The sequence below is a fragment of the Leptolyngbya boryana PCC 6306 genome, assembly GCF_000353285.1.
GTDB classification, from domain to species: domain Bacteria; phylum Cyanobacteriota; class Cyanobacteriia; order Leptolyngbyales; family Leptolyngbyaceae; genus Leptolyngbya; species Leptolyngbya boryana.
This window is the reverse complement of the sequence record NZ_KB731324.1, coordinates 3,367,231-3,393,426: the sequence shown is the minus strand read 5'-3', so window position 1 is coordinate 3,393,426 and position 26,196 is coordinate 3,367,231. Positions and strand designations below refer to the sequence as shown.

The 26,196-nt window shown below is 47.1% G+C and carries 18 protein-coding genes; 8 read left to right on the top strand and 10 right to left on the bottom strand.

What is annotated here, in order from left to right; translation table 11 throughout:
- Positions 1 to 320: 320 nt before the first annotated feature.
- Positions 321 to 584 carry a DUF1830 domain-containing protein gene (locus LEPBO_RS0117085; protein ID WP_017288779.1) on the bottom strand — a complete coding sequence of 88 codons (264 nt, stop codon included), beginning with the start codon at positions 582 to 584 and terminating at the stop codon, positions 321 to 323.
- Positions 585 to 983: 399 nt separating this feature from the next.
- Entirely contained in the window at positions 984 to 1,466 is a 483-nt protein-coding gene (locus LEPBO_RS0117080; protein ID WP_017288778.1) for a hypothetical protein, read from the bottom strand.
- Positions 1,467 to 1,601: 135 nt separating this feature from the next.
- On the opposite strand from LEPBO_RS0117080, the gene hetZ reads away from it, so the two are divergent.
- Complete coding sequence (hetZ, locus tag LEPBO_RS0117075; RefSeq protein ID WP_017288777.1) at positions 1,602 to 2,744, top strand: heterocyst differentiation protein HetZ; 1,143 nt, start codon at positions 1,602 to 1,604, stop codon at positions 2,742 to 2,744.
- A gap of 207 nt (positions 2,745 to 2,951) precedes the next feature.
- Positions 2,952 to 3,731 carry a hypothetical protein gene (locus LEPBO_RS37385; protein WP_051077802.1) on the top strand — a complete coding sequence of 260 codons (780 nt, stop codon included), beginning with the start codon at positions 2,952 to 2,954 and terminating at the stop codon, positions 3,729 to 3,731.
- Between the two features lie 191 nt (positions 3,732 to 3,922).
- On the opposite strand, the gene minC is transcribed toward LEPBO_RS37385, so the two are convergent.
- A complete protein-coding gene (minC, locus tag LEPBO_RS0117065) occupies positions 3,923 to 4,882 on the bottom strand; it encodes a septum site-determining protein MinC (RefSeq protein WP_017288775.1) in 960 nt (319 codons plus the stop codon).
- 230 nt (positions 4,883 to 5,112) lie between these two features.
- Between minC and LEPBO_RS0117060 the strand changes: the two genes are divergently transcribed.
- Positions 5,113 to 7,518, top strand: a complete 2,406-nt coding sequence (locus LEPBO_RS0117060; RefSeq protein ID WP_017288774.1) for a sucrose synthase — start codon at positions 5,113 to 5,115, stop codon at positions 7,516 to 7,518.
- Positions 7,519 to 7,586: 68 nt separating this feature from the next.
- Here LEPBO_RS0117060 and LEPBO_RS42950 read toward each other — a convergent pair whose 3' ends face one another.
- A complete protein-coding gene (locus LEPBO_RS42950; protein WP_017288773.1) occupies positions 7,587 to 8,837 on the bottom strand; it encodes a cistern family PEP-CTERM protein in 1,251 nt (416 codons plus the stop codon).
- 441 nt (positions 8,838 to 9,278) lie between these two features.
- Here LEPBO_RS42950 and LEPBO_RS0117050 point away from each other — a divergent pair, with 441 nt between their 5' ends.
- On the top strand, positions 9,279 to 10,445 hold the full coding sequence (locus LEPBO_RS0117050; protein ID WP_017288772.1) for a murein hydrolase activator EnvC family protein: 1,167 nt from the start codon (positions 9,279 to 9,281) through the stop codon (positions 10,443 to 10,445).
- Positions 10,446 to 10,518: 73 nt separating this feature from the next.
- Positions 10,519 to 12,657, top strand: coding sequence for a PAS domain-containing sensor histidine kinase (locus LEPBO_RS37370; RefSeq protein ID WP_017288771.1), 2,139 nt, complete (start codon positions 10,519 to 10,521; stop codon positions 12,655 to 12,657).
- Positions 12,658 to 12,674: 17 nt separating this feature from the next.
- Here LEPBO_RS37370 and LEPBO_RS0117040 read toward each other — a convergent pair whose 3' ends face one another.
- From LEPBO_RS0117040 to infC, 4 genes are all read right to left on the bottom strand, one after another.
- On the bottom strand, positions 12,675 to 14,153 hold the full coding sequence (locus LEPBO_RS0117040) for a DEAD/DEAH box helicase family protein (RefSeq protein WP_017288770.1): 1,479 nt from the start codon (positions 14,151 to 14,153) through the stop codon (positions 12,675 to 12,677).
- Positions 14,154 to 14,355: 202 nt separating this feature from the next.
- Positions 14,356 to 14,832 (bottom strand): Crp/Fnr family transcriptional regulator, encoded by a 477-nt coding sequence (locus LEPBO_RS0117035; protein WP_017288769.1) that lies wholly within the window; start codon positions 14,830 to 14,832, stop codon positions 14,356 to 14,358.
- A 35-nt stretch (positions 14,833 to 14,867) separates the two neighbouring features.
- Positions 14,868 to 17,894: an Npt1/Npt2 family nucleotide transporter gene (locus tag LEPBO_RS37365; RefSeq protein WP_017288768.1), complete on the bottom strand. Its 3,027-nt coding sequence runs from the start codon at positions 17,892 to 17,894 to the stop codon at positions 14,868 to 14,870.
- A 214-nt stretch (positions 17,895 to 18,108) separates the two neighbouring features.
- Entirely contained in the window at positions 18,109 to 18,609 is a 501-nt protein-coding gene (gene infC / locus LEPBO_RS0117025) for a translation initiation factor IF-3 (protein ID WP_017288767.1), read from the bottom strand.
- Positions 18,610 to 18,855: 246 nt separating this feature from the next.
- On the opposite strand from infC, the gene LEPBO_RS0117020 reads away from it, so the two are divergent.
- The 3 genes from LEPBO_RS0117020 to LEPBO_RS0117010 are packed head-to-tail and all read left to right on the top strand — an operon-like array spanning position 18,856 to position 21,046.
- On the top strand, positions 18,856 to 19,770 hold the full coding sequence (locus LEPBO_RS0117020) for an alpha/beta fold hydrolase (RefSeq protein WP_017288766.1): 915 nt from the start codon (positions 18,856 to 18,858) through the stop codon (positions 19,768 to 19,770).
- Positions 19,770 to 20,309 carry a hypothetical protein gene (locus LEPBO_RS0117015; protein ID WP_017288765.1) on the top strand — a complete coding sequence of 180 codons (540 nt, stop codon included), beginning with the start codon at positions 19,770 to 19,772 and terminating at the stop codon, positions 20,307 to 20,309. The genes LEPBO_RS0117020 and LEPBO_RS0117015 overlap by 1 nt, the downstream gene beginning before the upstream one ends.
- A complete protein-coding gene (locus LEPBO_RS0117010) occupies positions 20,309 to 21,046 on the top strand; it encodes an ABC transporter ATP-binding protein (RefSeq protein WP_017288764.1) in 738 nt (245 codons plus the stop codon). Before LEPBO_RS0117015 ends, LEPBO_RS0117010 begins: the two co-directional genes overlap by 1 nt.
- 138 nt (positions 21,047 to 21,184) lie before the next feature.
- Here LEPBO_RS0117010 and psaB read toward each other — a convergent pair whose 3' ends face one another.
- Positions 21,185 to 23,398 (bottom strand): photosystem I core protein PsaB, encoded by a 2,214-nt coding sequence (gene psaB, locus LEPBO_RS0117005; RefSeq protein WP_017288763.1) that lies wholly within the window; start codon positions 23,396 to 23,398, stop codon positions 21,185 to 21,187.
- Positions 23,399 to 23,418: 20 nt separating this feature from the next.
- The gene (gene psaA, locus LEPBO_RS0117000) at positions 23,419 to 25,674 is read right to left on the bottom strand and encodes a photosystem I core protein PsaA (RefSeq protein WP_017288762.1); all 2,256 of its coding nucleotides are present in this window, start codon (positions 25,672 to 25,674) and stop codon (positions 23,419 to 23,421) included.
- Positions 25,675 to 26,196: the final 522 nt, after the last annotated feature.

Here is a 26,196-nt window from a genome sequence, read left to right as displayed (position 1 = left end):
GAGGAATTTGAAGTCAGTCATTTGAAATTCGCGCAGCAAGGAGTTTTCACAATTGTCCAAAGTAGAGAAATTGCTCAGGTCTGAATATGGTTAGCTGCTCATTCAAGAATGATATTCCTGGTCTTTATTGCTACTTTTCATCACTCAACGGTTTGTTTATGCTGAAGCGTAAAACCAATGAGATTAAACTGTATGCAAGATTCAAATAGCCTGCTGTTTATTTAGCCAAAAAGATGCCTAAGGTGATCAAGGCAATCATTCAGCCCGAAACTGGGTTAGATTCAGAGATAAGTGATTTAGCCTGCTGACATCTCGAACAGCTAACCCTCTGAACTTTTAACCTTCAGCGATGAACAGGCGATCGTATCCGTCAAAACCGCACTCGCTATTGCACCTGTATGAATCTCAAGATGGGCGTTGTCAGGCGCTTCAAACAGTAAGCGTTGTCCCGGAAATACCACCCGCTCAAAATACCAATTCTCAATATTCGCAATTCGGGCAATCTGAACTTGGGGCGTTGAATTGACGTAGCAGCACAAACCAAACGTCAGCGCTGATCTCACGCTCGTTGAAAGAGAATTCATTTTTTCTAATCAAAAATATTTTCCCGTCGATCGTACTCGGACTTCTTCGATTTGACGATCCATCTTTCTGTAGAAATTCCGACAAATCGACTCGATTTCTCTAAACAGCTGCTGAAATCCTTGTAGATATACACATTGGTCTCTTCTTAACCGGATTCTTCATATAAAGCTTTGATGAAACGACCCATTCAAACTTTAAGGATTGTGTTTGAATCTTTCCCTCAAACTTGTCTATCTGTGCAAGCGAGGGCAATCTGGAATGAGTTCAGAAAAATAGCGTATTCAAACGGTTGACTTTTCAAAGTTTTTTCTCTATGGAAAAATGGAAAGGTCAGAACTGCAAATCCAAATACTTCTACCAAGATTTTGATTTACAGTTCTAACATGCATCTCACACAATCAGGCGATATCACTGGGAATATTGGCATCAGACACCGCATCTGCCTGGGATTGCCAATATTCATGAATCAAACTTTCTAGCTCCGATCGCTGAACCTCAGTTCCGATCGTCGCATTTCCGGGTGTTTCAAAAAAAATAGTGCTGTAATCCTTATCCATTGCCAGCATTTGAAACAGGATATGCGTCACAGGGACAGGTAAAGCAATTAAATTCGGATCACTCAGATCATAAGGACTAGAAGCCACGTCTTTGAGACTGGGAAACGCATAAACCACGTTTTTCTCTGTCTCGCCTTGGGTACGATGATTCAGGGTTAACATCACCCAATCTTGATTGAGCGTCTGCACTACATAATATTGAAGATGTCGTAACCGTTGCGCGATCGCGCTTAAAACCGGAGCGATAGACTCAATAAGCTGAGGAGTAGAGCCGTCCTTGGGTGCGTCATTAATCAGCGCTTGAAGTTGTTGATCTAGAGTCATACGTACCGTCCGCAAATAATCAGGGATTTCTACCACTATTGTGATCTAGGCATCACAAAAAAGTTCCATCAAACCAATGAGAGAAAGCCATTGATTTGCACGACACTAGAAACCGTGGGGGAAATCTGCCAGAGCGTGGATGCGATTCTTCAGCTATTACTAGGCGAACTGAAACAAGCAACCCATGCCTCTGAGCGCAATTGTCAAGAAGTCGCCGATCGACTCACCCAAGAAGTCGTCCGAATTTGCTCCGAGAGCAAACGGATTCAAGCTTCCGGCGAAATTCAAACCTGGGCAACGACTCTTGCCAAGCATCGCCTTCAACAATGTCTGTCCTATTACAAATTAGGGTCGCGTCGTGGTCGCGCTGAGCTTCACAGCAATTTGAGTGCTGTGATTTACCGCTACATCACGCCACCCCAAACTCAATCGAGCTACCAAGCCCGACTCGTTTTGATCGAAGACTTCTTACAAGGCTTTTACATGGAAGCGCTGAACGCCTTCCGGAGAGAGTCGCAGTTGGGAGCCGAATACACGCCCAAAACCACGCTAGAGCTTGCGGAATACATGGCGTTCACCGAGCGTTATGGCAAGCGTCGTATTCCCCTACCCGGACACCGGAACCAACAGCTGATCATTTTGCGCGCACAGACCTTTTCTCAGCAGCAGCCCATCGAAACTCTCGTGGATTTGGAGCAAGCCGCAGAAGGGTCGATGTCAGAATCTGAGAATCCTTGGAATATGGCCTCAATTCAGCAAGTCCGCGAGCAAATGGTCGCGCAAGAACCCGAATTAGCTGAAGATACGTTGCGGCAATCGGTTGTCAAAGAATTGATTGCTTATCTCGAAGAACGGAAGCAGCATGACTGTATCGACTACTTTACGTTAAGACTTCAAGATTTACCGGCCAATGAAATTGAAGCAATTTTGGGCTTAACCCCGCGTCAACGGGATTACTTACAGCAGCGATTCAAATATCATTTGATTCGATTTTCGTTCTCTCACCATTGGGAGCTGGTGCATCAATGGCTAGAAGCCGATTTAGAGCGTAATCTGGGACTCTCCAATCGACAGTGGAAACTGTTACATCAACGGGCAACGAACTCTCAAGCTGAACTGCTTCATCTCAAGCAACAAAAATTACCCGAGAGCACGATCGCTCAACGGTTAGGTTGCACGGTGAATCAAGTTCAGAAACAATGGTTTAAACTCCTTGAGCAAGCTTGGGAAATTCGTAATGACCAAGATTCCGGAGGAACGCTCTCGGCTGATGAATAGGGTGTTATCACAATGGATCACGACTTAGAAAGCAGAACTAGAGTTCTATTAAAACTGTTACAAAACCTAGGATTGGTCAATCCATCCGATCCGAGGGTCACTTTTGAACAGTTCGATCAACATCGTGATGCTATCCGTGAGGATCGTTCCACCTCACACTCGTCCTCGTCTGAGGACTTATCACACCAACCGGGAGAGATACCTGCTGTGCAAGATCGTTTTCATGCGCTGCTAAAACGTCGTCTTCTGATGGAGGCTGAGCAAAAGCCGCCCGTTTTTCCTTGGGAAAAAGAAGCGGTTCATTATGATGCTGAGTCAACGATCGAAGCGCAACCTGTTTTAGCCGCAGCATCTGTTTGGTTAAGTCAAATTCGTCATATGAATTTGCCGATCCCTTTGCCTGAAGCGGTGATGACCGAACTTCTGGCACGGTGTCAATCGGCGTTATTTTCTTCGCTGCGAGAAGGAGCAAAACTGGTTCAGGCAGTGGACACCCTGTTTCCGGGGCAGTCTCAACTGCTCAACAATGTTGCAGGGTATGTGATGGTTTCTCCAGCTCGGTCTTCTGTTGCCAAGCTGCAAGACCTCGCGACTGAGCTTGGAGAGGAGTTGCCGAAGTCTTTTGAGGGTGCGATCGACACGCAGCAAATGGCGTTATCGCTACTAGCAGCCCGCGAGATTCTGAGTACATTGACGTTGAAGATTTCGACCCAGCAACCTCGGATTGAGCGGGAATGGCTGACTGAGCTTGGAGCATTTACCCTACGGATGGAATATAAGACAGATTGCTTACGAATTGAGGCAGAGCTTCCTTGTGGCGGCAGTCTTCAGTTCCAAGGCGAGGAGTCTCGGTCTTTAGTCGATCGCGACGGAGCGGGTCGGCTGAATCTGGAGATTCGGGAGTTCGCTGTCGATCGCGTCTATCCGTTAGAAGTTCGTTTAGGCGAACAAGATGTGTTGACGTTTGCTGTGAACGTTCAACGTTAAAGCCAATTGGAATTTGAGTAAAAGTGAAGGGTGGGATAGAAGATGCTATCTGCCCTTCGTTTTTTTGTTGGGAGATAGGGAGTGGGGATAGGAAGATAGGGAGCAATCTAAGTTTGGGTTCTCCCCATCTCCCAACTTCCGAAAAATAACTGCGGTTCACACCGACCTGCACACTTTCCCTCTCCCAAGACCTACGAAAAATTAGGCTCTTCCTTCCGTGCTGCAAAATCTGCTGCGCGTGCAATCCGAATACTTCCTTGAGGCGAAACATAGGCGACTTCAGGGAAATATTGTGCAAGGGGCGTTTCTGGGGCGCGAGCAACATAATCCGCGATCCGAATCTGAGTTGGCTCCATTTGCAGCGCCATGATGAGACATTTTGCATTGCCTTTACATCCTGCGTGCGCTACGCCTCGCAAGCGACCCCACACTAAAATATCGCCTTCTGCAATGATCGAACTTCCAGGATTGAGATCTCCAACAACTACGACTGTTCCGTTATGACGAATTTCTGCACCCGATCGTAATGTCATTTGGATATAGAGCGGATCCTCCATCGCTGTTGCAGGCTCAGAATTCGGAAGTAATGGGGAAGCAGCCGTAATTTGTTCAACCGAGTAGCCTGCAGTTGCAGCAACAACAGCCGTTTGACGACGACGGGTATGCACCCATTTCAATTGCAATTGCACTTCAGCCAAAGCTTCTGCGATCGCGCTAATTTGCCGTGTATCGAGCAAGCGATCGTCACTGACCAAATGCACAGGGGTATTCGGCTGCCAAAATCGTTCCTGACCCATTAAAAGCTGTTTGAATTGCTGCCACAGTTCTACCCAAGCCAGGGCAATCTTTGAATTCTCGGATTCGGGCGGCAAAATCAGATGCAGTTCCCCCTCTTTTGTTTTGAGGCGGACTTGGAGATCTGCGATCGCGACTGTCTGAGGAGATAGCTCGCTCGATGTAGAAAGACTGCTATCCGTGATCTCGCTGGATGCATGAGCGTCACTAGATGCAGTGACATCAGTTTTAGGGTTCTCAGCGGTTGGAGTGTCTGAGGAAGGTGTAGGGGCTTCTAGAGGCTTCTCCAGAGTTGAATCTGAAGTCACTGAGAGCGGGTCAATGGGAGTGGGCGAAACAGAAGTGTCAGGAGTCATGCCTTAATGGTGGGGCTGCAACGGATAGATCATATTGAGTCATTGAGCGGATTGCAAGTTGTTTCGATTGACAGACGAAAAAGATAGGAATTTGAGTTAGCGTTTTGTCGTGAATTTAAAGAATGGATCGAGATGTAGGGTTATTTCAAATTATGTAAAGTATCTTCCCCAAATGAGAATTATTTTGGGAAAACCGGAGATGGAAGTACTGAAATCGAGAGTGAGGAAAGATGTCAGAGTTAATTCAAGCTGTTCTCAAGAGTGAGGAACGATCGAATTTTCGTCAATTTGCGAGCTTATTAAGATCGGCTGATAAAAAGTATTTACTTAGAAATGAAATTCTTCAACTCTTTAATGAAAAGTCAGAGCAATTTTCCGATTCACCAAATCTACAAAAATTAATCCGATATGTTCAAGAAATCATTTTAGAAAACGACTTTTTTTGTCTAATCATCCGTCCGAGAATTGCAAAGCAGGAGGCGTACCGAATCCTTGAGGATTTGACAGTAGAACCGATGAGTGTTCAAGAATTGCTAGATTTACGCGATCGCTTTGTCAACCACTATCATCCCCAAGAAGGGGATGTATACGAAATTGATTTTGCGCCCTTCTATGACTATTCGCCTGTATTGCGTGATCCAAAAAACATTGGAAAAGGTGTTGAATATCTCAACCGTTTTCTATCTAGCCAATTATTTCAAGATGAGAAAAAGGGGCAAGTTTCGTTATATCAATTTCTACAGTTACATCGATATAACGGGCTTCAATTGTTGATTAATGAGCGGATTCGCTCCACCGAAGAATTAAGCGATCGCGTGAAGCAAGCCTTAGGAATTGTCAGCGATCGTGATCCAAATGATCCTTATCAAACCTTTCGATTTGAATTACAAGATTTAGGATTTGAACCAGGTTGGGGTAACACAGCGGCAAGGGTTCGAGAAACGTTAGAAATTTTAGATCAATTAATTGATTCACCTGATCACCAAACTTTAGATGCTTTTATCTCGCGAATTCCAATGATCTTTAGAGTGGCATTAATTTCGCCGCATGGATGGTTTGGACAAGAAGGAGTTTTAGGCAGACCTGATACGGGCGGGCAAGTCGTCTACATTCTAGATCAGGTTAAAAGCTTGGAAAAACAGTTGCAAGAGGATCTTGAACTTGCAGGTTTAGCTATCTTGGGTGTGCAGCCGAAAGTCATCGTTTTAACGCGATTGATTCCAAATAGTGATGGAACACTTTGTAATCAGAGACTTGAAAAGATTTATGGCACAACAGATGCTTGGATTTTAAGAGTTCCATTTCGAGAATTTAATCCACATTTGACACAAAATTGGATTTCTCGATTCGAGATTTGGCCGTATTTGGAAACCTTTGCAATCGATGCAGAACGTGAGCTTCGAGCGGAGTTTCAAGGCAGACCGGATTTAATTATCGGTAACTATTCTGACGGAAACCTCGTTGCTTTTTTACTAGCAAGACGACTCAAAGTAACACATTGTATTATTGCTCATGCGCTTGAGAAATCGAAATATCTTTTTAGCAATCTTTACTGGCAAGATCTAGAAGATAAATATCATTTCTCGCTGCAATTTACGGCAGATTTGATTGCAATGAATGCAGCAAACTTTATCATTAGCAGCACCTATCAAGAGATCGTTGGCACACCTGAAAGCGTTGGTCAGTACGAATCTTACAAATCTTTTACTATGCCAGATTTGTACCATGTTGTTGATGGGATTGAGTTATTTAGTCCTAAATTCAACGTTGTTCCTCCGGGTGTGAATGAAGCCGTATTCTTTCCCTTTACTCGCACAGAAGATCGACTATTAAACGATCGAGAACGGCTAGAGAATCTTCTGTTTTACGATGACGATCCTGAACAAATCTACGGCAAATTGGATAATCCAGATAAACGTCCGTTATTCTCGATGGCGAGACTTGATCGCATTAAAAATCTCACAGGACTGGCTGAGACTTATGGACAAAGTGAATCTCTGCAAGAGCGATGTAATTTGATCCTAATTGCGGGGAAACTTCGCACCGATGATTCAACCGATCACGAAGAAATTAGCGAAATCGAAAAGCTGTATGAAATTATCGATCGCTATCAGCTCAAGGGCAAAATTCGCTGGCTTGGTGTGCGTCTGCCCAAAATTGACACGGGAGAGGTGTATCGAGTCATTGCTGATCGAGAAGGAATTTTTGTGCAGCCTGCTTTATTTGAGGCATTTGGCTTGACGATTCTTGAAGCGATGGTGACTGGACTGCCCATGTTTGCAACTCGATTTGGAGGTCCACTTGAAATTATTCAGAACAAAGTGAATGGATTTTATATCAATCCAACCAATTACGAAGAAACAGCAGAAGTAATTTTAGAGTTTCTAGACCAGTGCGATCGCGATCCGCACTATTGGAGCCAGATTTCGCAGCGGGGAATCGAGCGAGTCTACAGTACTTACACTTGGAAAATTCATACAACGCGGCTGCTCTCACTTGCCAAAATTTATGGCTTCTGGAATTACACTTCGCAGGATCATCGCGAAGATATGATGCGATACATTGAATCGCTGTTCTATCTGCTCTATCGCCCTAGAGCGCAAGGATTGTTAGCCGAACAACTCCAGCGATCGTAAAAAACAAGAAAAAAGAGAGTGAAGTTTTGCACTCTCTTTTTTGATGATTGTCGTGTTTTCTAACGGATTTAGATTTCCGCTTCGGTATCGCGTTGTTTGCGGTAACGCACTGCGATCGCGCTCACTAACGCTAATGCTGCGATCGTGCCAGGTTCAGGTACTTTCGTAGGTTTAGGTGTGGGCGGTTTTGGAGGAGTTGGAGGTGCCGGAGGAGTAACCGGTGGGGTCGGATCGTTGGGTTTTGTTCCATCGATCGGCGTGTCGAATATTGGAGGAGTAACTGGAGGAGTCACCGGAGGAGTAACTGGGGGAGTCACCGGAGGAGTAACTGGGGGAGTGGTTGGTGGGGTAGTCGGTGGAGTGGTCGGTGGGGTGGTTGGTGGAGTGGTCGGTGGAGTGGTCGGTGGGGTGGTTGGTGGAGTGGTCGGTGGAGTGGTCGGTGGAGTGGTCGGTGGGGTGGTTGGTGGAGTGGTCGGTGGAGTGGTTGGTGGAGTGGTCGGTGGAGTGGTCGGTGGGGTGGTTGGTGGAGTGGTCGGTGGGGTGGTTGGTGGAGTAGTCGGTGGGGTGGTTGGTGGAGTAGTCGGTGGAGTGGTCGGAGGATTAGTTGGTGGAGTAGTCGGAGGATTAGTCACAGTGACGGAAGTCGCACGACCCGTACCGCTTGAGCCTAATGATGTACCCGCAATGCTCTGGTAACGAACTCCAAGATTATTGAGTGTGAGGCTATTGACTGCACCCGCCAGTGTGAGTGAGAAGTCAAACGTTCCAGTACCCCCAGCCGTGGCGATACCGCCATTTCCGCCCCCTTGGCAAGTGTTTCCAGCGTTGAAGCAAACATTTACATTGCCAAACTGATTTGGAAATGCACCATTCAAATGTGCCTTATCAAACAAACCGCTCGCGCTTGAACTCAGAAGCGTCGAGCTTGTGTTGAAGCCTAATCCCGTTACACGAGAGGTAATGCCACCGCTAGAAGTGTCGTCCAACACCGCTTGAAACTTCGCGATCGTGTTTCCAGCAACAGTCTCAAATCCTTTGAAAGTGAAGTCAACAAATGAAGACAACCCTGCAACAGCTTGAGTGCCAACGTTCCCATCAAAGTTAACGCGGAAGATCTTACCTAAATCTGCCAGTCCAACTGTAAAAGAACTGGTTGCTGGAGTTGCCGTTTGGGTAGGACCTACAACAGTCGTGGTCGTCGTGGTAGTAGATTGCGATCTGCCATTATTCGCAAATGCTGGGTTCGCAATAGAGAGTAAGCTTAAACTCAGAATCCCTGAGTAGATTAGCAGCTTATTAGGTGACAAGGGTTTTGACATCTGAGTAATATTTGAAAGTCTATGTACAACTTATTACATTGATCGATGAGTCGTTCCTGATAATTTTGCTGACTTTAGAATCACTTCACAAAAGTTACATTATTCAGTGGTCATACGGTCACATTCATCTTGTAGCGTTGAACGTTTCCTATCAAAATTCCAATCAATTCAGTCTGAACCGTCTGTGTATCATATTTAGAAATTGATTAATTTATACAATTCATATCAGTGGTATGACGGATTCAAAAAGTTTCTAGCAGATAGAGAAAGAGCTTGATGTGAAATTTGAAATTCTGAGTTTTTACCGAGGTTGTTTTCATGGCATCCACACGTCAGACTTTGTTTGAGTCATTTGTGGCGCTTTCCCGTGATTTCAGCAGTGCCGAAATTTTAGATTCCGACATAATGGTTCCTGTTTTGACAGTGCACTGAGTCGATAACATGCTGGCGATCGCACAATTTTTCGCGTTGATGAAACGAGTTTGGCTAATTTGGTTCTGCGCGAGTTTGCTTTATCTGAGTTTGACGTTGCCTGCCTTTGCTCAAGAAGTCGATCAACTCAAACAGAAGCAGCAGCAAGTTGATCAACAGCGAGAACTCGTACAGAAAGAGCGAGAAAAAGTGCAACGCCAAGAACGATTAGCACAAAAAGATCTCACCGGAATTCGACGTAATATCCAGGTAACGACTAGCCAGATCAAGGCAACTGAAGCAAACTTGATGAATGCTAATCAAGTCTTGAAGAATTTGGAGAAAGATTTAGCCGCAACCGAGAGAACTTATCAGCAACGGCAATCTTCCACCGTTTCTCGTCTGAGATTTTTGCAACGTCAGCAGGGCAGTAATGGCTGGGCAGTTTTATTACAAAGTCAAGACTTGAATGATTTTCTCGATCGACGGTTCCGGCTCAAACAGATCTATAAAAACGATCGTAAAACGCTAACAGACTTAAAAATAGAAGCGGCGAAAGTCGATCGCCAACGGCAGCAAGTTGAACAGCAAAAGAATAATATTGCCCTGATTGCTCAACAGTTAATGGCACAGAAGGCGCAATTTGAGCAGCAGGCAGAGTATCAGAAAGAAATTGTCGAGCGTCTCAGAACCAATCGTCGGGCATTAGAAGCCGCAGAAGCACAATTAGAGAAAGATTCCAAAAGCATTGGCGAATTGATTCAAAAGCGGATTGCGGAAGAACGTGCTCGCAACGGAATTGTGATTTTGGGAACGGGTCAATTCAACTTACCGAGTGCAGGCCCGATCACCAGTGGATTCGGATATCGAATGCACCCAATTTTGGGATATCAGCGATTCCATGCTGGAATCGATTTTGGGGCAGATTACGGTAGCCCGATTATGGCAGCCGATCGAGGCGTTGTCATTTTTGCCGGATGGTATGGCGGATATGGAAATTCGGTCATTCTGGATCATGGGAATGGAATCACAACGATGTATGCTCACGCGCAGGAATTGTATGTGAGTGAAGGGCAAACGGTGGAGCGAGGAAAAGCGATCGCGGCGACAGGTTCGACCGGATTATCCACAGGACCACATTTACACTTTGAAGTCAGGAAAGACGGTGAGCCTGTTGATCCTGCTGGATATTTGTAGGGTCTCATGCTCAATCGACCGATTCCTTTTTGGGAACGCTAACAAGAACGTATTTCAGGTTAGGAAGCGGGTAATGATCGGGGAAGATCAGTTTGAAGCAACATCAGATGCGACAGGATATCTTTGGCGAGTTCTCGATCAAGTTGCAACGCCAATTTTTGTTCAGAATCATCATCAGCAAATCGTTTTTGCCAATCAAGCTTTATGCACGCTCGCACACTATAGCGCGGCTGAATTTCTTCGCAATGTCGATCGTATTCTCTCACCTGACCTCACAACAGGACTGACAGCCGGAACTCAAACGGGATATCTGTATGATGCCAATGGCGGGACTCAAGAGATTTCGGTTGTAAAATCCGCTGTTCAAGGAATGCCCCTGATCGTTGCAACGATCAAAGAGACAGAATCCGCAAATTCAGATCAACTGGATCAAGCGATTCAAGAACGGAAAGCCGCAGAAGTTGCATTAATGCGATCGCAGCAGCGGCTGACCTTACTCATTCAACAATCCCCATTTGTTTTTGTCGAATGGGGAGCAGACTATAAAATCCAAACCTGGAACTTTGCTGCACAACGAACATTTGGCTACTCCCGAAAAGAAGCTGTCGGGCAGTCGCTTGAGAAAATTTTGCCAGAGTTTCTCAAAGCAGACTTTTTAACCGTCATTGCCCCATTACTGACCCAATCAGGAACAACACAACAGATCCAGAAACATTTGACTTTGAGCGGTGAAACGATTATTTGTGAATGGTTTCACTATCCGTTACTCGCTCCGAATGGTAGTGTGATGAGCATTGTTTCAATGGGAATTAACATTACCGATCGTGTGAATAGCGAAGCAGAACGTAGACAAGCAGAACTTGCGCGATCTCAGTCTGAGCAGCGATTAGCGCTTTTAGTTCAACATGCGCCCCTCGCGATTATTGAATGGACACCCCAACTCACGGTCAAAGAGTGGAATCCAGCCGCAGAGTTTATGTTTGGCACATCGAGAGATGAAGCGCTTGGGAAACCTTGCGATTACTGGATTCCCAGTAACGTGCAGCCTGAGGTCAGCAAAGTAATCACGCGATTGATAGAACAGACAGGAGGAAAGCGCAACATTAATGAGAACATCCGCGACAATGGAGAAATTATTACTTGCGAATGGCATAACAATACTGTCTTAGACGCAGATGGAAATATTGTAAGTATTGTTTCGACAGTACTTGATATTACAGAGCGTATCCGATTAGAAACAGAGCGCGAACAAACTGCGATCGCGTTGCAAAATTCAGAACAGCAGCTTCGTCAAAAAGCACAGGAACTTGAACAAGCATTTCGGCAATTGCAAAAAACACAAACGCAATTGATTCAGACTGAGAAAATGTCGAGTTTAGGGCAATTAGTGGCAGGAATTGCTCATGAAATCAATAATCCTGTGAGCTTTATCTATGGCAATTTAGAACCCGCAAAGCAGTATGTTGAAGATTTGCTGAGCGTAATCTGGCTTTATCATGAGGCGTATCCCGTTCCGCCTCAGAAGATTGCCGAAGAACTAGAAGCCCTCGATCTAGAGTTTATGCAGCATGATGTATTCAAACTTCTAGATTCAATGGGAACCGGAGCCGAACGCATTCGGGATATTGTGCGATCGCTGCGAAATTTCTCACGCCATGATGAAGCTGAACTGAAGGCAGTGGATTTACGTGAAGGACTCGAAAGTACTTTAATGCTGTTGCAGCATTTGTTGAAAGCCAACCGAGCTTCGGGAACTTCAATGATGCGCCCTGCCATTCAGGTCACACAGAACTCTGATCGTTTGCCGAAAGTTCAATGCTTTGCAGGACTGCTCAATCAGGTATTTATGAATTTGATCTCGAATGCGATCGAGGCAATTGATGAGCGGTGGCTGCTAGAAGAAATTGATTTTATCCCGGAGATCACGATTGAAGCGGTGCTCTTTACTGAAGAGGTAGACGGACAACCGACGCAATGGGTACGAATTCAGATCACAGATAACGGAATTGGCATGTCAGTTGCGACGCATCAGCGGTTGTTTGACCCATTTTTTACGACTAAACCGATTGGTCAAGGTTCAGGATTAGGATTGTCGATTAGTTATCAGATTGTCACCGAGCAACATGGGGGACGGTTGTGGTGTGACCATCAGGCAGAGCGGGGAGCCACGTTTGTGATTGAGATTCCAGTGCGGCAGTTGCAGTGGAGTTAGGGAATTTTGGCTATGACTTACCAATCGTCATAGCTGGACTCACCTTCTGCAGCGCGTGGCACCACATTTGGAGGAGTTGTATAAGAGACCAGTTCTAACTGGCGTGAAGCCGATCGCGGTTTTTTCTTCTGATTCGGATTCCGTCGTCGGGAAACGCCTTCTTCGTTAGTATCTTCTGCCACGACTTCATACAGAATGGCTAATTTTCCTGGATCTTTGCTTTTGCGCAGAATTCGTCCCATCCGTTGAATGTACTCGCGTGCAGAACCCGTGCCCGAAAGCACGATCGCAATACTTGCATCGGGAACATCTACCCCTTCATTTAACACACGAGAAGCAACGAGCGATCGATACTCTCCTTGCTTAAATTTGGTCAGAATCTCATGCCGTTCTTTCACAGGCGTTTGATGGGTAATGGCGGGGATCAATAGATCCTGAGAAATTCGATAAACCGTAGCGTTATCATCTGTGAAAATGAGCGTGCGTTCAGGATAATGACGCGCGAGTAAATCAGCAAGAACTCTCAGTTTTCCCTCGGTTCCAAATGCGATCGCTTTTGCTTCTCGATGCGCTAACATCGCTCTGCGTCCGGCTTTGGATCTCGCGCTTGCTTGCACAAATCGCTGCCAACCTTGAGCGCTACTTAGATAGAGATTCGATTGTTTGAGAAAGGCATTGCGAATTTGAATCAGTTGATCGTAGCGTTCTCGCTCCTGTTGAGAAAGTGTGACTCTAATCTGAATTGCTTCGTGTTTCGCAAGGGCTGAACCGGATAATTCTTCTGGCGTTCTCCGATAAACTTCTTGTCCGATTAACGTCTTGAGATCTTCATGTTTGCCATCGGTGCGCTCTGGCGTTGCCGTCAACCCTAAGCGATAAGGCGCGATCGCATATTCTGCAATCACTCGATTAAAGTCGCTGGGCAAATGATGACATTCATCAAAGACTAGCAGCGCATATTGATTGCCTAATGTTTCTGCATGAATCGCGGCACTGTCATACGTTGCAACCAGAATCGGAGTGCGATCGCGCGATCCTCCGCCCAACAATCCAATCTCTGTATCAGGAAATGCAGCACATAAGTTCGCATACCATTGATGCATCAGATCCAAGGTTGGAACCATGATCAACGTACTGCGCTGGGTCGCTTGCATTGCCAACTGTGCCAGATACGTTTTCCCGGCTGCGGTCGGTAAGACCACGACACCTAATCGTCCTGAAGTTTGCCAAGCGTCTAAAGCTTCTTGCTGATGAGGATAAGGCTCCATTTCCACAGCAGGAACGAGATCGATCTGATTAAATCCTTTTGCGCGATCGTCGATTTCAATGCCTTCTGAGCGCAGTGCTAACATCAATTCTCGATATTGATTTGCAGGCACCCGAAACTTCTCAATGCGATCGTCCCACACGGCAAATTCGATCCACGCTTTGCCCTTAGGCGGTGGATGAAGAATCAGCGTTCCACGATCGTAAGATAGAGCAGGCTTGCGTGGCATTTTAGTACATTTGTCACTTAATCCTTCTGCTGATCGTACCGGATTTTCGTGAGAAATGTTTTATAGTTCGATCCAGTCAGTTCGGATGATCCTTAGAGCACTTGATGCATCAAATTCGTTCGGACTGAATCTAATCTCGCACAGAGCTAGAATTGCTGATTCCGAATTCACGAATTGCTCAAGTTAAATGACTCAATTTCAATTACTGAATCTGTGTAATCGGCTCACCTTTGAGCAACCGAATTTCCTGTTCCTGCACCTTAATCTTCTTATTCATCTCTCGCACCCGACCTGTGAGAATCTTGACCAAATTTAAGGCAATCCCAGGCGTTTCATCGACTGCTTCATATAGCTGCTGCTGCGTCAAGACCAAACACTCACAAGGCTCGATCGCCGTCACGGATGCCGATCGCGGTTCCGAATCGAACAGCGACATCTCTCCAAAAAAATCTCCACGTTTATAGAACGTCAAATCTCGGCTGCCACTATGCACCCGAACGACCCCTTTAGAAATGACATACATGGAGCGTCCTTCTTGACCCTCAATCAAAATCGTATCGCGCACCCCATACGATCGCTCTTCCATAATCGATGCCAGCCGCACCAGGAAATCGTCCCGCAATTCCTTAAAAATAGGGACTCCTCGAACAAGCAATAAGCGTTCAAAACTGTTCAACATGGCTGGCTTTTTTCAACTTACAAACTAGACTCACCCTAAGATTCGGTTTTCAGGCGCGGTAGCGCTTCAGGATGTTGTGCTGGCGGACGCATCCCCAACTTTTTCATCATCTCTTGAACTTGCGCTGCCACAATGGGATTGCGCTCGTTCTGAAATCCTTGCAGCACCAGTCCTAACTTCTGAGGAAATTGGGTTGCGATATAGCTCAGTGCGGCTTCTCGAACATAGCCTCTCGGATGTCGCAAGCCTGATCGAATCGCATCTGGGCTGATATTCCAATGTGCCCGTTTTGCGAGATGGAAACAGCAAGCTAATGCCCAATCTGAAATAAAATGCCGCAGTTCGAGTAGATGGTTCAGTCGCTCGCTCGGTTGCATCGGCGTATAAGGCACAAGACTCGATAAACTCTGCAGCTTATCGATCGGCAACTCTCGATCCAAAACTCCCAGTAATGCCCGTTTGCTATTAATGTCCAAGGTACTATCGAGAATTTCTAACCCTTGCGCGATCGCGGATTTCGATTCTGACTGTAAGTTATACTCTGCGACTCGAATCGAACCAATCGGATAGAGAAACTTCATCAGCAAGAAGATCCGCTCCAAACTATCGGCAGGCAACGTTTCTAATGCCGATCGCAAGAGCATCGTCTCATCACAGCGAATCCGCTCCAAAATCAAATCCATCGAAGCCGCATACACTTGCCCGATAAACATCAATTCTTGTTCGATCAGTTGTTCAATCCCTACACGTCCTAACTGCTCTGCGACTGCATCAATTCCTTTCTCGTTGGGCACTTTCAGCAGGATGCGTAATAGGGCACGTCGCGGAACTCCCCAAGAAGTTGTCAATCGAGAAATCAGCAGATCTAAAGCTTCTGGAGTGCCAATTTGTCCGATCGCACTCATCGCTTCAGTCCGAACTAACAGCGGTCGCTCCACATCATCCACAAGCCGAATCAGATTGTTGAGTGCGGTATCTTCTAAGCTCACGAGAGCTGACTTGGCGGCTTCGCGAGTGGGGCGATGATATAAACCCACCATCAGGTAACGGTAGAATTCTTCGGATCGAGTTGCCGCGATCGCTTCTAACGTTGCGGCTCTCACCTCAAACGATGGATCTTTGACCAACTTAGAGACATAAGGTTTGAGCCACAATCGTAAGCCTTGTAGATGTACGGCTCCTCCCAATGCCCGACAGCCAATCACGCGATCTTGAACTTGCTTGCTCGTCAACATCGAATGCAAGACATAGGTTGCTTCTGCCTTTTCGCTCATAGTCCCTTGGCGCAAAATCAGCGATGCTGCGGTCGCTCGCACAATAGAAGGATGATTTGGCTTGAGGTAATGCCGCAATTCACTGAATGAAGCAGATTCTTCGGTCAACCAGATATAGCGCAAAGCAACTGCCATTACTTCCGGAGCGGGACGCTGAGCGCAGAGTGATTTGACTGGATTTAAATATGCCGGATTCGGATGCTTGAGCATCACTTCGATGCTTTTGTACTGCAATTCTGGCGAAAGTCTAGAAAGCAGTGGAGCCAGAACTTCTCCTGAATTTCTGCCATCAATTTCACTTAAGAATTCGATACAGGCACGTTTATCTTCTTCGGTTCCGGGTTTTTCTAAAGTATCGATCGTCTTCTGTCGCAGCGCTTTCAAATCGACCTCTGAGGTGCTCAACTGTCCACGCCCCGCATTCAGAACGAGCAGATTGAGATATTCTTTTTTTAATGCACCAATCGTCCAGAGCCACACAATCGCGGCTGCAATCATCAGACTGAAACTGAGCGTCTGTTCTGCAACGCCAATGCCATTCATACTGAGTTTGACTAATCCCATGAGAATTAATCCAGTCACAGCAGTAGAAATAGGCTCTGCAATACTCCGAACTTTTGCTTGTTCTTGGTTACGAATATGGTCAGGAACAGAATAAAAGAGAAATGGCACACTTCCACTTAGCAGCGTGTAATGCAGTAATTCATAGAGAAACCGCAGTGCTAAAACTCCATAAAACACAGGAATCATCCCGGTCATGGAAATGCCTGTGAGACTCATGACGACGATCGGCAGCAGCATAATCGAGGTGAAAACCCCCATGCGATCGAGAACACGGCTCGAAAACATCCACTGCATCGCCAATTCGCAAATCCCCAATGCCCCGTTAAACAGTCCGAGAAAGCCAGCAACTTCGCCACCTACAATCTGAGAAGCCAGCCCCGAATCTTTGCCTAATTGCGTCAGAAATTGAAACTCAACCAGCAAGAGAAAAACCTGTGCCAGCGAAAAGAAGATCTGCAACAACTGCATATAACTTTTCATCTGTCCCTGAAGTCGGGGCGGAGAATGTTCGGCATTGTTGTCTTCTCGACGACGACGAGCCGTAGGAAAAGCTTGCCGATTGGCAAGACTCAAGCCAAACAGGACGATCGCGCCGAAGACCATCAGCCCAAATGCCAGAAGCAGTACGCTTGGAACCGCTTGATCCCGTGGAAATTGCCGCAGGACCCAAGGTAACGAAAACCCACCAAACACATCTGCAACCAGAATGCCGCTACTGATTAACGGATAGGTACGCTTAATTTCTCGGATATTAAACAACTGATTAGCGGTAATCGAAGCGTTCAAATCATTGAGAACATGGCTTGCCTCTAGCCAAAGCTGCATGGCAAAGATCGTAATCTGCACAATATAAAAGCTGCCAATCTGTGCTTCCGCAGATTCGCTAAGACCCAATGAAAAGAAGGGAAGGGGTGCAGCGAGTAAGAGCGCAATCCAAATAATCACCGATCGCAGCGGCAAAAATGTTTGCAGCCACGAGTACAACATTCCTAAAAGAATCTTCAGACCAGCACTTGTGATGTAGATGACGGGAAGATTCGCTGCGCCAAATTCTGAGAGAAAGCGATCGACCGAACAGGCTTCAAGCCACATCAGACCGGATGAAGTTGCGCTATAAGCCGTAAACATCCAAAACGTGCGCTGTCCTTCGCCTTTTCGGAGATTAATCCAGCGCAGGAACCGATTTTCGCCTGATTTTTGGGGAGCCGAATTTGACGCAACCATGTGGGGGTGTTCTCGTTAAATCGATGCACATGATTCCTTGATGTATGTGAGGAATCCTCCCTAAGATGCCCAAGTTTCTACCGAAGCAAAAGGGACAGCAAGAATTGATCTCACTGTCCCTTAATTGGGTTGGGGGAATGGAGGAATAGGGGAATGGCGATATTATGCTTCACAAGGGAGAGTATCGTCTGAATCTCCCCATTCCCCTAATTCCCTACTTCTTCGGTGCGAGCAGCATCATCATATTGCGCCCTTCTTTCTTCGGTGCTTGTTGCACTTCCGCAATTTCTTGGAGGTCAGTCGCCATCCGCTTCAGCAGAGTTTCTGCAAGATCACTGTGCTGAATTTCTCGTCCACGGAACATGATCGTGGCTTTGACTTTATCCCCTGCCTTCAGGAAGCGTTCAGCTTGATTGATTCGCACGTTATAGTCGTGCTCCTCAATTTTGTAGCGCATTTTTACTTCCTTGACATCTACGGTATGCTGTTTCTTCTTAGCTTCTTTCGCCTTCTTTTCTTGCTCGAACTTATGCTTACCGTAGTCGATGATCTTGACGACAGGCGGATCAGCTTTATCGCTCACGAGAACGAGATCGAGTTCTTTCTCGTCTGCCATTGTTTGAGCTTCACGTGAGGTCATAATGCCAAGCTGAGAACCATCTGCATCAATGACACGAACTTTCGGAAACCGAATCCGTTCGTTGATTACGGGCATGTCTCGATTGGGTCTTTTTTCTATCACAGGCACCTGTTGAATTAAGTGGATAAGGGAGACAATGTGCGATCGATTTGTCTGTCGATCAGTAAACAATTGTCAATTCGCTGAGAAATCGTACTCGTCATTCTACTCAGTCTGACGAGTTTTCGGGGAATTTCTTAACTTTAATTCTAAAGGAGGGATCAAGAATTGGATATCGAACCTGATGATTAGAATAGATAAATGTTTACATGAGTCGAGTGCATGGTGGTAGACGCATTACCTTGGCGACAACGAATTGGCAGTCAACGCGATTGGATGTGGCGCGGTTGGCAAACTCGGTATACTTATTTGCGATCGCAAAAATCAGAAATTGCGCCGCCGTTGCTGTTCATTCATGGGTTCGGCGCTTCGATCGGGCATTGGCGACATAATCTGTCGGTGCTGAGCCAGCATCATACGGTATATGCACTGGATTTGTTGGGATTTGGGGCTTCGGAGAAAGCGATCGCGCCTTACAACTTAAGACTCTGGCTCGAACAGGTGCATGATTTCTGGCTGACGTTTGTGCGTGAACCTGTTGTGCTGATTGGAAATTCGATTGGCTCTTCGGTCTGTCTGGCAGTGGCGAAGGCTTACCCAGACATGGTCAAAGGTGTCGTGATGCTGAATTTACCCGATTCTTCGGTGCTGGAGCAGCCAGAATGGTTTGACTCGGCAGTGAAGGTCGTTCGTCCAATTATGGTGGTAGGGAAAAGTATTTTTACGTTTCCATTGATTTTTAATCCGTTCTTTCGAGTATTGAGAAGTTCGCGCTTGATTCGGCTCTGGGCAAAACAGGCTTATGCAAGTTCGGACGGGATTACAGACGAACTGATTGAAATTTTAGCGACTCCAGCGCGAGATACAGGTGCAGTCAAGGCGTTGCGATCGATGGTTAATACTCCAAAAGTAACGGAATACCGAGCGCGATCGATTTTGCCGACAGTGCGGGTTCCGATGTTGCTGTTTTGGGGGAAGCAAGATAAATTCGTGCCGCCGAGTTTGGCTGAGTATTGTGTCAAACTCAATCCAAAACTGGAATTAGTTGAGATTGAGAATGCAGGGCATTGTCCCCACGACGAACGCCCGGAGGAAGTGAATCGCAAGATTCTCGGTTGGATTAAGGAGTGTGTGTGATGACAGATGTTTTTCGGATCTCGCCTTTAATTCGACTTACGTTGCTCAGTTTGTACATCGCGTTAACGACTCCGCTGCCTTTTCTCGCGGAGGCGACAGATGCGCCTGTTCCGAGTCGTTGGCTTTGGGTAGGAATTGCGATCGGATTTCTTATCCTCCTCGCTGCATTAAGTGAACGAGTGATTGTCGATTCAGAAGGAATTCAAGTTGCTTATCCAGGGTGGGTTCCAAAGTTTTTCCGCCGGGGTTGGCAGCTTGCCTGGGCAGATGTGAAGGCATTGAAACCGCGATCGACCGGTCAGGGCGGATTAGTCTACTATTTTCTTAGCCAATCCGGTGAAGGCTATCTTTTGCCAATGCGTATCGTTGGATTTGCGCGATTCGTCGATCGCGTTCAGGCAGAGACCGGAATCGATACGACTGATGTCAAACCCTTGTCACAACCGTGGATGTATTTGATCTTGTTAGGCTTCACCTTCTTCCTGTTGCTGATTGATGCTTGGACAATTTCGACCGCTTTCACGTTAGGCAAGATTTGATGCAATTACAAGTAGAGAACGTGAGTTTTTCTCATTTCAGGCTGAGCAAAAGAGGCAATACTCTGGAAGATCATGCCCTGCTGCGCAATATCTCGTTTGGCGTGAACCAGGGAGAACGAATTGCGATCGTCGGTGCGTCCGGCTCAGGTAAAACGACGTTGCTCAGACTGCTCAACCGATTAGCTGAACCAACTCAGGGGTCAATCCAGTTTGAAGGCAAAAGCTTTCAAGAAATCTCAGTCACAAAATTGCGCCAGCAAATTCTGTTTGTTGCACAAGAACCCAAATTGTTTGGCATGACGGTTCGAGAAGCATTGAGCTATCCATTAAGTTTGCGAAATCTCAAAGATGTTGACCGATGCGTGGATGAATGTTTTGAGCGCATAAAGATTGCTCGGGATTGGTACGATCGCACAGAGCAAGAGCTTTCAACCGGAGAAAGACAGTGGATTGCGATCGCGAGAGGATTAATCTGTCAGCCTGCGATATTGTTACTCGATGAACCGACTGCAAATTTAGATGCAAATCGGAGTGAGTTATTGCTGCGGATTTTAGCGCAGGTGGATTGTACGGTTTTAGCCGTAACGCATCAGTTTGATTGGGCAGAGCAGTTTAGCCAACGGGTTTTGCAGTTAGAGCGGGGGCAATTAGTCGCTGATACCAATCGAGCGGATTGGCAAGCCATCAGAACAGCGATCGCGCAAATTGAAATCGAAGAAGCTGAAGAATGGGATTAAGCGTTTGACGTCTTGGATGCAAGATTCTTCCTCAAGACGTGCCATACGTATAACCCGACTGAACCTGAGGCTCTATACCAAAAATCCCCCACCCAAAGGTGAGGGATTTCTTTCATTTACCTACTGCATTCAGTTCGATTAGCCGAACTTACCTGCTGTAGAAGCAATCACGAAGGCTGCATACGTCAGCACATAACCTGCCGTGAAGTGAACCAGACCGACCAAACGAGCTTGAACGATCGAGAGAGCAACCGGTTTGTCTTTCCAGCGAATCAAGTTCGCGAGCGGAGTGCGTTCATGCGCCCAAACCAGAGTTTCGATCAATTCTTGCCAGTAGCCTCTCCAGGAGATCAAGAACATGAAGCCGGTTGCCCAGACCAAGTGTCCCAAGAGGAACATCCAAGCCCAAACCGCCAAGTTATTCATGCCATACGGGTTGTAACCGTTGATCAATGGAGCAGAATATTGCCACAGGTAGTCACGCAGCCAACCCATCAAGTAGGTCGAACTTTCGTTGAACTGAGCCACGTTACCCGACCAGATCGCTAAATGCTTCCAGTGCCAGTAGAACGTTACCCAACCGATGGTATTCAACATCCAGAACATTGCCAGATAGAAGGAGTCCCATGCAGAGATATCGCAGGTACCGCCACGACCCGGACCATCGCAAGGGAATGCGTAGCCAAAGTCTTTCTTATCCGGCATCAGCTTCGATCCACGAGCATCCAACGCACCCTTGACCAAGATCAAAGTGGTGGTGTGCAGACCGAGCGCGATCGCGTGGTGAACCAAGAAGTCACCAGGACCAATCGTCAAGAACAGTGAGTTAACACCACTATTAATCGCATCTAACCAACCCGGCAACCAAACGTTACCGTGGTTCGGCCAAGCCGTTGTTGCGATGCTGTCAGGGTTCGACAGTAGAGCATTGAAGCCATACAGCGCCTTACCGTGAGTCGACTGAATCCATTGAGCAAACACAGGCTCAATCAAGATTTGCTTTTCAGGAGTACCAAACGCAACGACAACATCGTTGTGAACGTACAGCCCGAGAGTATGGAAGCCCAAGAACAGCGACACCCAGCTCAGGTGAGAGATAATCGCTTCCTTGTGACCCAAGATACGTGCAAGCACGTTGTTCTTGTTTTGGTCTGGATCGTAATCACGAACCCAGAAGATTGCGCCGTGTGCAAATGCGCCCACCATCAAGAAGCCAGCAATGTATTGGTGATGAGTATACAGAGCAGCTTGAGTCGTGAAGTCCTTCGCAATGAAGGCATAGGGCGGCATCGAGTACATGTGCTGCGCAACCAAGGACGTCACCGTTCCCAACGCAGCCAAAGCAAGACCAAGTTGGAAGTGCAAGGAGTTGTTGACAGTGTCATACAGTCCAGTGTGACCGTCACCCAAACCACCAGCCGGCGGTTTGTGAGCATTGAGGATGTCCTTGATGCTGTGACCAATCCCGAAGTTGGTGCGGTACATGTGACCTGCCACGATGAAGATCACCGCGATCGCTAAGTGGTGGTGAGCCATATCGGTCAGCCACAGCGATTCTGTTTGCGGGTGGAATCCACCGAGGAACGTCAAGATCGCAGAGCCAGAACCTTGAGCCGTACCAAAGATATGCTCAGCCGTATCTGGATTTTCTGCATACACACCCCAATTTCCAGTAAAGAAAGGTGCAAGACCTGCAGGGTGCGGCATGGTGGACAAGAAGTTGTCCCAACCCACATGCTGTCCGCGAGATTCAGGGATAGCAACATGGATCAAGTGACCTGCCCAAGCCAAAGAGCTAACACCGAACAAACCAGACAAGTGGTGATTCAAACGCGATTCAGCGTTCTTAAACCAAGCCAAGCTCGGACGGAATTTAGGCTGAAGGTGTAACCAACCTGCGAACAGGAGGACAGCAGACAAGATCAACAAGAAGATCGAACCTTGGTACAGATCACCATTGGTTCTCATGCCGATCGTGTACCACCAGTGGTAAACACCTGAGTAAGAGATATCGACAGGATAGTTCGCTCCACCTTGGGTAAACGCATCTACCGCAGGCTTACCGAACTGAGGATCCCAAATCGCATGAGCGATCGGGCGAATGTTGAGCGGATCTTTGATCCATTGCTCAAAGTTGCCTTGCCAAGCAACGTGGAATAGGCTACCAGATGCCCACAAGAAGATGATTGCCAGGTGACCGAAGTGAGTTGCGAAAAGCTTTTGATAGAGCTTCTCTTCCGTCATTCCGTCGTGGCTTTCAAAGTCGTGAGCGGTGGCAATCCCATACCAAATCCGACGAGTAGTAGGATCTTGGGCAAGGTCTTGACTAAATTTGGGGAACTTAGTTGCCATAGCTGTTTGTTAATCCTCGCTCATCCGATTGACAATGATCGAGCTAGGAAGAATGCCCACGTTGTGGCAATCCCGCCTAATAGGTAGTGAGCAACGCCCACAGCCCGTCCTTGAATAATGCTCAACGCACGAGGCTGAATTGCAGGTGCAACTTTGAGCTTGTTGTGTGCCCAAACGATCGATTCGATCAGTTCTTGCCAGTAACCGCGTCCGCTAAACAGGAACATCAAGCTGAATGCCCAAACAAAGTGAGCGCCCAAGAACATGAGTCCATAAGCTGACAACGCAGATCCGTAAGATCCAATCACCTGAGCCGCTTGTGCCCACAGGAAGTCGCGCAACCAACCATTGATTGTGATCGCACTTTGAGCGAAGTTACCGCCCGTAATATGGTCTACCGTTCCATCTGCTCCAACCGTGCCCCAAACATCAGACTGCATTTTCCAGCTGAAGTGGAAGATAACGATCGACAAGGAGTTGTACATCCAGAACAGACCGAGGAACACGTGATCCCATCCAGACACTTGGCAAGTACCGCCACGACCCGGACCATCGCACGGGAAGCGGAAACCAAGATTCGCTTTATCAGGAATCAAGCGTGAGCTACGCGCAAACAGCACACCCTTCAAGAGGATAAGAACTGTTACGTGAATCGTGAAAGCATGAATATGGTGAACCATGAAGTCCGCCGTACCCAACGCGATCGGCATCATGGCAACTTTGCCAGCGACAGCGACCGTTCCACCGCCAAATGCAAAGCTCGCAGGAGCCAGCGCATTCGGAGCAGTTGTGCCCGGTGCAAGCGTATGCAGGTTTTGTACCCACTGCGCAAACACAGGCTGCAATTGAATTGCGGTATCCGAGAACATATCTTGCGGACGACCCAAAGCACGCATCGTGTCGTTATGCACGTACAGACCGAAGCTGTGGAAGCCCAAGAAGATACAAACCCAGTTCAAGTGAGAAATGATGGCATCGCGATGGCGCAATACGCGATCGAGCAAGTTGTTTTGGTTCACAACTGGATCGTAGTCACGCACCATGAAGATCGCTCCGTGAGCGGCTCCACCGACGATAAAGAATCCACCCAACCACATGTGGTGAGTAAATAGCGACAACTGCGTTGCATAGTCAGTTGCCAAATACGGGTAAGGCGGCATTGCATACATGTGCTGAGCCACGATGATGCTCAAAGAACCAACCATTGCTAAGTTGATTGCCAGTTGAGCGTGCCAAGAAGTGGTCAGAACTTCGTATAAGCCTTTGTGACCTTCCCCAGTGAAAGGACCTTTATGTGCTTCCAGAATTTCCTTCATGCTGTGACCGATACCCCAGTTGGTGCGGTACATGTGTCCAGCGATGATGAACAACACAGCGATCGCCAAATGGTGATGTGCCGTGTCAGTCAGCCAGAGACCGCCCGTGACCGGGTTCAAACCACCTTTGAAGGTGAGGAAGTCAGAATATTCACCCCAGTTGAGGGTAAAGAAAGGAATAAGACCTTTTGCGAAGCTGGGATAGATATCCGCCATCAATTGGGTGTTCAAGATGAACTCATGAGGCAGAGGAATCTTATCCGCAGGTACGCCCCGATCGAGCAACTCGTTCACAGGTAGGGAGACGTGGATCTGGTGTCCCGCCCAACCCAACGAACCGAGTCCGAACAGACCGGCCAGGTGGTGATTCATCATGGACTCCGCATTCTGGAACCATTCCAGTTTGGGAGCGCGTTTGTGATAGTGGAACCAGCCTGCAAACAGCATCAAACCAGCCATGACGAGACCGCCGATTGCGGTGCAGTAAAGCTGAAATGTGTTCGTGAAGCCAGCACCCCGCCACATTTGGAATAAACCAGAGGTGATCTGAATTCCGTGGAAGCCGCCGCCGACATCCGCGTTAAGAATTTCTTGACCGAAGATGTCCCAAACCACTTGCGCGCTGGGTTTTACACCAGTCGGGTTTGCAAGCCATGCTTCATAATTTGAAAACTTAGCGCCGTGGAAGTACATTCCACTCAACCAAATGAACACAACGGCTAAATGACCGAAGTGCGCGCTAAAAATTTTACGAGAAACGTCTTCTAAGTCGCTTGTATGGCTATCGAAATCGTGAGCGTTAGCGTGAAGGTTCCAAATCCAAGTGGTGGTTTTGGGTCCCTTAGATAGGGTTCGATCGAAGTGTCCCGGCTGTCCCCATTTCTCGAAAGAAGTCGGGGTGGGATCTTTATCAACGACGACCCGCACCTTTGCCTCGCGCTCCGGTGGGCTAATTGTCATTGAGACTCTCCTCTCTCTAGACAAGGAACGAGGAATCCCGATCCGGCACTGGTTCTCAAACCCTTCTGTTAAGCAAACTCGCGACGGGATGACAAGGCATAAGACCTAGTTGCGGATTCCGCAGATGTCGCTGAGTAGCTTGGTCTGAGATTCCAGTTGGCTCCCAGGTATTGGGATCGCGCCTTCGTGGGTTCTCAATGGGTCATTATAGGGCTTTGATGAAAACGTTTCAGAAGCTTATTAACAATAATTCAAAGTTCGGATTTTCTTGACTCTGCTTGGATCTGAGGCATTAGGTGAAATCGAAAAGTCAAGAGGTTTGTGATTAACTTTACATTACTCAAGGATTGAGATTTTTGATTGATTCGCTTAAGCATAATTGATAGTCTCTGAATCTTGTTGTTCATAAAAATTGTTGTACGTCCTGAGCTAGAAGCAGGATTGAGTCCGTGATCTCGACGTTTTCCGGCCGGAAGCGATGCTACAGCCTGGTTCAAGCTATGACAATCCTGCTAGGTTTCA